At 26.1% G+C, this 12,211-nt stretch carries 8 protein-coding genes; 2 read left to right on the plus strand and 6 right to left on the minus strand.

The features are described from left to right. Positions 1-12: 12 nt before the first annotated feature. From parE to JS510_RS01670, 3 genes are all read right to left on the minus strand, one after another. Positions 13-1,929 (minus strand): DNA topoisomerase IV subunit B, encoded by a 1,917-nt coding sequence (gene parE, locus JS510_RS01660; RefSeq protein ID WP_205517034.1) that lies wholly within the window; start codon positions 1,927-1,929, stop codon positions 13-15. Positions 1,930-2,327: 398 nt separating this feature from the next. Further along, entirely contained in the window at positions 2,328-3,398 is a 1,071-nt protein-coding gene (locus tag JS510_RS01665) for a hypothetical protein (RefSeq protein ID WP_205517035.1), read from the minus strand. Positions 3,399-3,556: 158 nt separating this feature from the next. Further along, on the minus strand, positions 3,557-4,921 hold the full coding sequence (locus JS510_RS01670) for an FAD-dependent oxidoreductase (RefSeq protein ID WP_205517036.1): 1,365 nt from the start codon (positions 4,919-4,921) through the stop codon (positions 3,557-3,559). A gap of 316 nt (positions 4,922-5,237) precedes the next feature. Here JS510_RS01670 and JS510_RS01675 point away from each other — a divergent pair, with 316 nt between their 5' ends. Both JS510_RS01675 and JS510_RS01680 read left to right on the plus strand, forming a co-directional pair. Next, positions 5,238-9,023: a rhoptry family protein gene (locus JS510_RS01675; RefSeq protein ID WP_205517037.1), complete on the plus strand. Its 3,786-nt coding sequence runs from the start codon at positions 5,238-5,240 to the stop codon at positions 9,021-9,023. A 477-nt stretch (positions 9,024-9,500) separates the two neighbouring features. After that, positions 9,501-9,641 (plus strand): hypothetical protein, encoded by a 141-nt coding sequence (locus JS510_RS01680; RefSeq protein ID WP_205517038.1) that lies wholly within the window; start codon positions 9,501-9,503, stop codon positions 9,639-9,641. Between the two features lie 188 nt (positions 9,642-9,829). Here JS510_RS01680 and JS510_RS01685 read toward each other — a convergent pair whose 3' ends face one another. Genes JS510_RS01685 through JS510_RS01695 form a run of 3 tightly spaced genes read right to left on the minus strand, consistent with a single transcriptional unit; the run spans position 9,830 to position 12,211 of the window. Further along, a complete protein-coding gene (locus tag JS510_RS01685) occupies positions 9,830-10,099 on the minus strand; it encodes a Smr/MutS family protein (protein ID WP_205517039.1) in 270 nt (89 codons plus the stop codon). Beyond that, a complete protein-coding gene (gene mutM, locus JS510_RS01690; RefSeq protein WP_205517040.1) occupies positions 10,092-10,922 on the minus strand; it encodes a DNA-formamidopyrimidine glycosylase in 831 nt (276 codons plus the stop codon). Before mutM ends, JS510_RS01685 begins: the two co-directional genes overlap by 8 nt. Continuing rightward, positions 10,922-12,211, minus strand: a complete 1,290-nt coding sequence (locus JS510_RS01695; RefSeq protein ID WP_205517041.1) for a glucose-6-phosphate isomerase — start codon at positions 12,209-12,211, stop codon at positions 10,922-10,924. Before JS510_RS01695 ends, mutM begins: the two co-directional genes overlap by 1 nt.

Here is a 12,211-nt window from a genome sequence, read left to right on the forward strand (position 1 = left end):
TAAATTGTCCTTTTATAGTGAAAAATCATCTTCCATTGTAAAATCAACATTTTTATTTATTCAGTTTTTTCTATATTCAACATTATCACCCATAAGAGTTGAAACTCTTCTTTCTGCTAAAGCAGCATCTTCAATTTTTACTTGAATCAAAGTTCTTGTTTCGGGATTCATAGTAGTTTCCCATAATTGGTCAGCATTCATTTCCCCAAGACCTTTATATCTTTGAACTTCTGAACCTTTCATTTTTGAACTCAATAATTCTTTTAATTCTTGTTCATCTCAAGCATAACAAATTTCTTTTTTAGCCTTATTTAAAGTAAGTTTAAACAAAGGAGGAAGAGCTATATAGACATTTCCATTTTCAACTAATTGACGCATATGTCTGAAGAAAAATGTAAGTAAAAGTATTTGAATATGAGCACCATCTGTGTCAGCATCAGTCATTATGACAACTTTATCATATTGTCTTTTTGATAAATCAAAATCATTTCCAATACCTGCTCCAATTGTGTTAATAATAGTTGCAATTTCTTCATTTTTTAGTATGTCAAATAAGCGAGCTTTTTCAGTGTTGATAACTTTACCTCTAAGTGGTAATATAGCTTGATATTTCCTGTCTCTACCACTTTTTGCACTACCACCAGCAGAGTCACCTTCAACTAAAAAAAGTTCCTTTTCTCTAGGATTTTTAGATTGAGCAGGAGTTAGCTTGCCACTTAAAATTTGTTTTTCTTTTAAAACACTTTTAGTTTTTCTAGCTTCTAGTCTAGCTTTTCTTGCAGCTTCACGTGAATCTGAGGCTTTTTTAACTTTGTCAAGAATTTTTTTAGCTATTTGTTTATTTTCTGTAATTCATATTTTTAAATGTTTTGAAACTATTTCTTCAACAACACTTTTAGCTTCTGGGGTTCCTAGTTTATCTTTTGTTTGACTCACAAATTCAAGATATTTTTCAGGAATTTTTACTGATAAAACTATTGTAAGACCTTCACGAATATCTTCACCATCAAATGTATTTTTGCCTTTTAAAACTTTTTCATCAATGGCAAAGTCATTTATAGTTTTAGTTAGAGCTGATTTTAGACCTATTTCATGCGTTCCGCCATCACGAGTTTTAACATTGTTTACAAATGATAAAACTGTTTCACTATAGCCATCAGTATATTGAAAACTACATTCAACTTCAATATCTCTTTTTGTTTCTTTAAAAGAGTAAGCATTAAAAAGAGCATTTTTTGAATCATTTATAAATTCAACAAATGCTTTTAGTCCGTTTTCGTGAACAAATTCTTCACTTCTTTTTGTTGATTCATCAATTAATTTAATAGATAAACCAGCAATTAAAAAGCTACTTTCTCTTAATCTTTCAGCAATTGTTTCAAAGCTAAATTTAGCTCTTTTGAAAATATCATAATTTGGTCAAAACTGAATAGTTGTTCCACGTTTATTTGTTGTTCCTATAACATGCGTTGTTTGAACTATATTATCGCCATTTTCAAAAATAGTTTCATATATCTTTTTATCCCTATAAACAAAGCATTTTAGTCTTTTGCTTAGTGCATTAACAACTGATGAACCAACACCATGAAGACCACCTGATGTCTTATAAGCGCCTTCATTGAATTTACCACCAGCATGCAGTTCAGTAAATACTAATTCAACAGCACTTTTTCCACTATCAGTTTTTCCAACCGGTATGCCACGGCCATTATCAGAAACAGTTACAGAACCATCTTTGTTTAAAATAACAATGATTTCGCTTGCTTCACCAGCTAATGCTTCATCAATAGAATTATCAACAATTTCTCAAATCAAATGGTGTAAACCATTTATGTCTGTTGAACCAATATACATTCCAGGACGTTTTCTAACAGCTTCAAGACCTTTTAACTGTTTAATACTAGATGCATCATAATTTGAATTATTCATAATTTAGATTATATATTAAATAACAATTACATTGAAACTAATTAACCAAATCTAGGCTTATAAACTCTAATATTTTTAAAATTAATATTCATAATAAGTTTTGACTAATTTAGACATTAGCTTAATTATTGATTAAATTAAATATGAATTCTTACATTTTAATTTAAAGGATATTTGTTTATTTTTATAATAAATAAAAAAATAACGAAAATACTTTTAAATTAGCCATATTCGTTATTTTTATTTAAACTAATAAATTATAAAAAAACTTTTTTAAAATAACTTTTTAACAAAAGTGTTTTTAATTATTTTTCAAGTTTTCACTTTCACCATTATGAGATTAGCAATCGTCAAAATTACAAGTAATAGTTATATAAGGTTAGAAAATGTAAATTTTATTAATCTTTATCTTCAACTTTTTTACGTCTTTTAAGCAGTAATAATAGTAATATAAGAAGGAAAATTAAACTAAATACTCCTAATATACTTACAAAAGTCATTGCTCATTTTAGAGTTAGATTATTTTTTTGCTCATCTTTTAATTCGTTTTGAACATTTGTAAGACTTGTTTGTAATGATTCTTTATCATTTTGAGCAGTTGTCAAACTTGTTTGTAATGATTTTTTATCATTTTCTGCATTTGTTAGACTTGTTTGCAATGATTCTTTATCTTTTTGAGCAGTTGCTAAATCTGTTTGCAATGATTCTCTATCATTTTCAAGTTTTATTAAAATATTTTTTAGTTCTTCATTTTCTTCTAAAAGTTTATCAACAAAAGAATCTAAATCAAATAATTTATTGTCTGTTGTTTTTAACAATTCAAGTAGACTTGTGTGAATTATAGTAACAATTTTATCTTCAACTTTTTCGTAAGCATCTTGTTTTTTATGATCTTGATTTGTAGCTTTTTCAGCATTAATTGCCTCATCAGATATTGTTTTATCTAGAATTTCTTCTTTAATCTTTATATCAATATCTTGCTTAAATTCTTTAATATTTACACTTTCACTTTCATTTTCAACAGGCGCTGATGCTGGTTGTTCTGTTTCTTCACCTGTAGTTGCGTTAGTCATTCTATTATTTAGCGCATCATCTATTTTTAGAACTCTTGTTAAAGCGTTTAATACAAATCTATATCTTGACATATGACCAGATAATCAAGCAACTGTATCTGGTTTAGTGTATAAGTCTTGTGTAATGTATTTATTACAAAATTCTTCAAAATAAGCATTATATTTTTCAATTAATTCTTTAATATTTGTTAATTGTTGTTCTTGTGCTTGCTCAATGAGAACTGCTGCTAGTCCTGTTAAAGATGCTCTTTGTTTTTCAAATTGAGCATTGAATCTTAAAATTTCAAATAAATTCTTTGTTTTTGGCTGAGAATTAGTATTCTCTGTTGTAGCAGACATAACACTTATAGGCAGTGCTGCAAGTGGCGCTATTGATAATAATTTTAGTTTTTTCATCGATTATCTCCTTCATTTTTAAGTTATATGAATTGGTGACTTTTATTCTAAATACAAATATAAATAGTAATTATAAATAAATTTAAATGAAAAAACATAAAATAAAAAAACAGATAATAAGAATTTTGTTTCTTTGAATATCTGTTTTCATAATTTTATTAGTATTTATAGTCAAGTCCAAGCGCTTTTAACATAGGAACCAAGAAGAAGTTAAATGGTTTGTTAAAGTGTGGCAAGAAGTATACATCAGTAAGTGCTAATTCAGGCAATGTAAGGCCTTTTTGTATTGCAAGAGCAAACATATAAATTGTTTCTGTATGAATTGCTTCACCTCATGAACCAATTTGTACACCTAATAATTTAAATGTTTTTGTGTCATAAACAACTTTACATGCAACTTTTTCAGCTGTACTCATAAATTCTGGTCTATCATTATCTTCAAAGTATACACTTCCAACATTTTCTATACCATGTCTCTTAGCAGCTTCTTCAGTGAATCCTGTACTTGAATAGTGGCAATTGAAAACATTAATAGCATTTGTTCCAGCAACGCCAGGGAATGGAATGTTTGCTCCTGCTAAATGAAGGGCAGCAACAACACCTGTTTTAACAGCATTTGTAGCAAGTGCTACATGTTGATATTCTCCTGTCACTGTATGAATTGTTGCACATGAATCACCAATTGCATAAACATTTTCATCACCAAGAATTTGTTGATATTTGTTAACTTTAATGGCACCATTTGCAGTTTTATCAGCATCAATAATAGTTGTGTTTGGTCTAAAACCAATACACATAATTACTAAGTCAGCTTCGTATTTGCCTTTGTTTGTAATAACAGCTGAAACATCAGAACCATTATTAGATTCAAATTCTTGAACTGTTTCACCCAGTGCAAGTTTAACACCATCTTCTTGCATTCTTTGTTCCATAACTTTTGTAAACTCAGAATCAAAATAGTTATTAACAACTCTTTCATTTGTGTCAACTAAAGTTACATTTTTGCCTTTTTGATGGAATGCTTCAACTAATTCTGTACCAATATATCCAGCACCTACAACAACTACATTCTTGATTTTTGAATCATTAGCATGTTCAACAAGTGTTTCAGCATGTTGAAATAATTTAGAAACAACAATGTTATTGTACTCTAAGCCTTTGATTCTTGGTGTAATAGGTCATGTACCACCAGCATAAATTAATTTGTCATATGAATCTGTAAATTCTTCACCTGTTGTCAAGTTTTTAACTGTAATTTGTTTTTTAGCTCTATCAACAGCTACAACATCATGACTAGTTTTTAAATTAACACCATATTTATTTGTTAAAATTTCTGGTGATGAATAGAATAAACCTTCTGGTTGAGTAAATTCGCCACTTACTCAAACAGCTATACCACAGCCTAAAAATGATACGTTTGTGTTTCTATCATATGCTGTAATTTCAACATTTTTATCTAATGTTTTTAATGTTCTAATAAAAGATGTTCCAGCGTGATTTGCACCAATTAATACTATTTTCATAGAATCTCCCTTTTAAATGAAAAAATAATTTTAATTAATAATGAATATTGTCTAAATTATATACTTTATGGTTTTAACAAATCAAGCTTTTTTAAAAATATTGAAATAAATTCTAACAAAAACAATAAGCAACAAAATTTGTTGCTTTTTAAATGGGTTTAATATGTTTTTTCTAAAAAACCAAGAAACTTATTTTATTTTTTAGAGCAAATAATTTATGTATAATTTAAATCATATTTTTATTAGTAAACATTTCCTTTAATTTATTAACTATCTTTATCATTCTTTATCATTTAAAAATAATACTTGGGGGCCTATGAAAAAGAAAACCAAATATGCCTTGTTTGCAGCGACAACTGTTATATCACTCTCTGCAATAATTATTGCATCATCAATGGCTACAATCTGCTCTCAAAAACAAATATCACAAAACAAAATTGTTGAACAAATCAATAAACAAATAGAAGAATTGAATACAGATATTCAAACTCTTGAGTCTAATAAAAATCGAGTTGATGCACTTAAAAAAGCTATTGAAAAATACAAACAAAAGTTTAATAAATCAAATAATGAAAAAAACAATGAAATTTTGGAATCTCTTGCAAAGTTCAACACTTCAATAGACAATTTAGAAAGCAAAATTAATGAGTCAGAAATTAGACTAAAACAAAATAATAATACTATTAAAGATATAGTTGACAAAACTAAAAAAACTTCAGATATAGCTATTGAAAAGCTACAAAGCGCTTCTAAAATTGATTCACAAGGTTTAAAAGAAGTAATTCCAGAACTGCAAAAAGCTAGCGAAGAACTTAAAAAAGCAAAGCAAATGGCACAAGACATGGACTCAAAAAAACACGTTGATGATTTAGTTTTGAAAGCAAAAGAAGTTGAAAAAGCAGAACAAGAAGTTAAAAATCTAATTCAAACAATTAAAGGTTTAACAACTAAACAAAAAAATGAAACTTATTTAAATGATTTAAATAAGCATATTGAAATTTTGAATGAAAAAATCAATCAATTTGACAATTTAAATGAAGAATTACCTACTCTTGAATTATTTGTCAAAGATTTTGAAATTAAAAACATTGCTGCTAAAGGTACTCATAATTTTATTAATTCGATTACTGAAACATTACCTAGTGAAATTATGAATGCAAATGAGAATTTAAAAGATGTTATTGAAAATTCAAGTCAAAAAATCAAAGAATTAAAAGCAAAAATAAACAACATCAAATCAGATATTGATAATCAACTAATTTTACTTAATCAACTACAAAACAATTCAGAAAGCAAAATTAATTCAACTAACAATTTTGAAATTTTAGTCGAAGAATTTAACCAATCAAATAACAGATTAAGTGGTGAAATTCAAAAATTAAACAACAAAATAAGTGAATTTAAATATGAAAAGGCAATAGAAAAAATAAACAAATTAATTGAAAATGAAAAGTCAATTACAATTATTGCTCTACAAAAATTAAAAAATGATGTTTTAAATCATTTAAGTACTGCTGACAATTTATCAAATGAACAAAAACAAGAATTTAATGCACAAGTTGAAAATGCCACAACTCCACAACAACTAAGCAAAATTAAAAAGGAAATTTCATTGTCAAACTCGAAAGAAAAAGTTAAAAAAGATACTAATGATATTTTTGTCTTGTTTAACTCAGAATTCAAGCAAAATTCATTAAATGAAATTGAAAATGCAACTAATCAAGAACAGGTTGACAAAATCGCAAAGCAATTAAATGATTTACACAATAATAAACAAGATGCAAAAGCAAAAATTAACAATGAATTTAACCATATATCTGATTCACAAAAAGATTCTTACATTCAAGAGATAATTAATGCCAATACAGTTGAAAAAGTAAACGAGATACTTAATAATGCGCAAAAATTACAAGATGATAAACAAGAAAAGCATGATAAAATCAACAAATTGGATTCATTAACAAACACAGACAAACAAAGGTTATTTCAAGAGCTTATAGATTCAAACTCAGCTAATAAAACTCCAGAAAACACCCCTCAAAATGTTCTTGACAAAGCTATCAAATTGAATAACACTAAAAAGCAATCTATTCAAAATATTGACTCACTTAATGATTTAAATAACATTGAAAAAGAAATTTTTAAAAGTGAAATAAACAGTGAATTTGATGAATCTAAAATTAACCAAAACATCCAAAAAGCAGTTGAATCAGACAAAATTAAAAACTCAATTAAACAAGAAATTAATTCATTAAAAAACAAAAATCTATCTGAAAATGAAGTTAATAAATTTATAGATGATGTTAACAATATTAATCTACATAACGAAAATTCAAAACAAGAATTAGAGTCAATTAAAAACAATGTTCAAGATATTAATAACAAAAAGCAAAATCTAATAAGCCAAGTCTATGAGTTAGAATCAAAATCAATAAATAAAAGTGAATTACAAAAGCAGATTATTAATGCTAATGGAAAACAAGAAGCTCAAGAAATTTTTGACAAAGCCGAATTAGAGATAGCAAAAGAAAAAGCAAAAAATAATATTAATAAACTTGAAGGTATTAATAATGAGAAACAAAACTTTTTGAATAAAGTTGATCAAGCAAAAAATAAACAAGAAGTTTATAACATTGTAGATGAAGCAACAAAATTGAGTAAAAATCAATCAACAGCACCAAATAATAATGAATTAAAGCCAAACAATCCTTCAAATACTAATAATATAAATTCAAAAGAAATAACTAAAAATAAAATCGATACTTTGGAATATTTATCTCAAAACGAAAAGCAAGTTTATAAAACAAATATTGATAATTCAAACAATGAACAAGATATTGAAAGCCAACTTAATAATGCTCAGCAAAATAACGAAAACAAACAAAATACAGTTGAAAATGTCAAAAAACTTGATTTAATTTCAGCTGATGGAAAACTCCATGCGGAAGAGTATATAAAAAATAATTCAACTGAAGATGCTAATAGCAAATATCAACAACTTAGTGAAATAAATGAGCAAAAATTAAAAATTAAAAGTCAAATAAAAAAAGCTAAAGACATTGGTGATATTGACGATAGTATAAAGAGTGAATTATTAACTCGTTTACACAATAGTGATGATCAAGCTGCACATCAGAAAATTAAAGATGAACTAGCTAAACACAGAGAAACTAATAATAAATTAAGCAAAGAAATTAGAGCCTTTAAAAAAGTAATAAATAAATTTGCTGAAATCAATCAGCAAATTAATTATGATGAATTAAAAAAACTAAATCAAAAAATAATTGATAACTTAAATAAAAATATTGATTTTTATGAAAACGAATTAAATAATCATCTCTATAGTATTCAATTTGTTAAAGATTATTCTAATAAGGTAAAATTAGCAAATAAAACTTCAATTTATTATCTAAATAACCTTGAAAAGGCTCTTGAATTAATCAACAAAAAGTCAAGAAATGAAACAATTAATAATAAATCTTGAGAAGAGTACTATAAAAACATCATAAGCTCATATAATTCAGAACTTATGAGCATTTCATCAGAAAATTTTGACAATTTTGGTATTTATTCAGGTAATTTAGCGAAATTACAAAATAGTGCAAATTCACCTATTAAACAAATAGCTAGGGAATTATTTAAAAATGAAATAATTCACCTTGTGGGTAATGGAATTTGATCAATTTATAATGAAAATATTGAACATAAAGGCAAATCTGGATATAAAACTAAAGTTGCTAAAATTTATTTTGAGCCTGGTTCAAAACCAGAACAGCCAAAAATTATTATAGATGATTCATATTACCGTGAAAAATACGATAAATTTGAAATTCAATGATATGGTAATCCAACATGGCATTCAAGCATTGGAATTCAAAAGGAAAATAGCTATGATTACTTTAGTGATGGTTTAATTTTTGCCTCAAATGATGAATTTGGCACAAAATTCAAAATTAGAATCAATGGAAAAGAAGAACTTTATATAGAAAATATTCCAAATAAAGACGAATATATGACTAAATATTCATCAGGCAACATTGAAAAAGATACAAATACAACGCATCATATAAAACCAGAACACCTTGAATTTATTAGTAACTAATTTAAAGCATAGTAAATAATTAATAAAAATAGTATTGTTAAACTTAAAGTTTTAGCTTCATATTGAACTTAACATTAAAAAGTGCCTAAATTAGGTACTTTTTGTTATTTTTATTTTATTTTTTATAAATTTATATTTAAAAAATATGCTAATTGTAAAAATTGATTTTATAAGTTTTAATAATTAATATTGTATTGGCAACTCGAAATAAAAAGGCGGGAATCCACTTTAATTTTTCAAGTGAAATAGCAAGATGATAATTAAGTGCGATTTTTATCTAAAAAAAATAATTGATAAAAAAGAAATGGCATTTTTTTGTTGGATTAGACTCAATAAATCAGTGGTGAAAGGTTTGAACCCGACTTTTTACTATTTATTAAAAAGAAAACTAACTATGATGAAACAACATATCAAGCATTCATTGAACCAAAAGGTCAGCATCTACTTGAAAATGATTCATGAAAAGAAAAATTTTTAATGGAAATTAAGGAAAAAAATCAAATTAGTGAATTATTTGCTAATAAATATAAAATAATTGGTTTACCATTATTCAATCAACAACATGACAAAATTAAAGAATTTAAGTCTTATATCAATGAGTTTATCAAGAACATATAATTAAAATGGCGTTATCTTTCAAACATAAAACAAATTAAATGCGCCACAATTATAAAAATGTGACGCATTTAATTTAATTTTTACATAAACAATCATTCAATTAAATCTATAAATTAGATTCCATTATATTCATCATTGATTAAATTTATATAAAGTAATGACCATTTTTAATATTGAAAGATAGTTTTTTATAGATAAACAGTTATTGAACCGCCGTCTGGATCAATAACATAATCATAATTTGAATCTCTTAAGTATTCTTCAATGTATGCTTTTAAAGTATTTTGTCCCTTGCCTGTTATTATTAATAATGAATCATGCTGTTCATTTTCGTAAGCAGCAGTTATAGCAAGTTGTACTTCTGTTAAGGCTTCGACTGATGAAAAACCATGTAAATCAATGATATTTGAAAAATCATCATTGCTTCAATAGTAATTTCTTTTATGTTTTTTACTCATAGTTTTCTTTCTGGCAGTTGGGACAATAATATGTCATTCTTTGTGATAAAACTTGAGCTTCAATTTTATAATCACATAAATGACAAGATTTTTTATTTCTCATGTGAACATTTAAATAATTTTGATATTGACCTTCATTATTATCTGATGAAACAAAATCACTTATTGAAGAACCACCAAGAATTGTTGCTTTACGAAAAATATCTTTTGTATTTTTAATTATTTCTAAAAATTTATCAAAAGGAATATTTTTGCATTTTGTCCATGGGTTTAATTTTGAGGCAAATAATATTTCGTTAGCATATATGTTGCCAATTCCTAAAATATAAGATTGATCAAGTAAAAAATTCTTAATTGGAATATTTTTATTTATCATTTTTTGATAAACTTCACTAACATTAATGTCTTCTACATGCTTGCCAAGTTTATTCAATGGTTCTGTTGTTAATAAATCATTTGAATTTTTAATATGAAATGAACCAAATTGACGAGTATCATTATAAAATAGACAGATTCCATCATTCAATTTAAAAAATATATGATCATGTTGTCGATTAATTCCAATTTTTTTATCTGTAAAATACTTGCCCGACATACGCAAATGGCTTATAAAATTTTTTTCATTGGTTAACTTAAAAATTATGTTTTTGCCAACATTATAAATATCAAGAATTCTTTCGCCTGCTAAATAATTTTTAAATTCTATAGATGTACAATTTTTTAATAATTTATCTAGTTTAACATCAACACTTATTATTGTTTTATTTATCACTTTAGGTTTAAGACAATTAATAACTGTTTTAACTTCTGGCAATTCTGGCATTATTTTCCTTTTTTAAGCAATTTAAACATGCTTGCTTTATAAATTTCAACTCCTGGTTGATTAAATGGATTAACATCTAACAAGTAGGCACTTATTGTTAATGCTCTTTCAAAAAATTGGAATAAGTATCCTAAAGAAAATTCATCTAATTTGTTAATTTCTAACACAATATTAGGTATATTGCCTACTTTTGAATGAGCTTCCAAAGTTCCTTTAAAAGCTGAAAGATTTACACTATGTAAACTTTTTCCGTCTAAATAATTAAGTTTATCAATATCTTCTTTCTCGCTTTCAAAAAGAATGTCATAAATAGGCTCTTTTACAACTAAAATTGTTTCGAAAAGTATAGGTTTTCCTTCTTGAACCATTTGCCCAATAGAGTGTAAATCAGAAGTATAGGTCGAACAAACAGGTCATAATCCTTTATTGTCTTTTCCTTCACTTTCTGCAAAAAGTTGTTTTCATCATTCAGCTAAAAATGATAATTTTGGCTCATAAGTACACATAAGTTCAACATCATATTTTTTACTTAAAATATGTCTTGTAGTTGCATATAAATAAGCTGGATTTTCTAAAATATTTTTAAGATCAGCTTCATTATTAGCTTTTTGTGCTCCCTTAACTAATTCCTTAACATTAAGTCCTGCGCAAATAAATGGAAATAGTCCAACAGGAGTTAATACACTAAATCTTCCACCTACATCATCAGGAATTATTAATTTTTTATAACCTTTTTGAGTTGCTAAATCATATAAAACACCTTTTTTAGCATCTGTTGTAGCCACTATTAAGTTTTGAGCATGTTTAACTCCAACTTTTGACTCCAACAATTTTCTAAATTCTCTAAATGCAATAGATGGTTCAAGTGTTGTTCCGCTTTTTGAAATAACATTTATGGCAAATTTTTTATTTTCAACATATTTTAGAAGTTTAACTAATTCTTCACTACTTAATGATGTTCCTGCAAAAACAAGTTCAATATCAGGTTTTTTTAGGCTATATTTATCAAAAATAAATTCATAACCTGCTTTTGCACCTAAATAACTTCCGCCAATACCAATAACAACTAATGTTTCAATATTTTGAAGTTTTCACATTTTAGCAATTTCTTGCATTTGATCAAATTCACTATTAAAAACCTTGTTTGGTAAATCCAATCAACCAAGTCAATCTTTTTCTAAAACATTTTTATTCATGATATTTTCATGAATTTTATTAACTTTTTCTTGGTATTCTAGAATTTTTGCGCTTGAAAGCGCATTTGTAATATCTACTTTAACTATATTCAT

It is taken from the genome of Mycoplasma tauri (assembly GCF_016925555.1).
Lineage (GTDB): Bacteria > Bacillota_I > Bacilli_A > Mycoplasmatales > Metamycoplasmataceae > Mycoplasmopsis > Mycoplasmopsis tauri.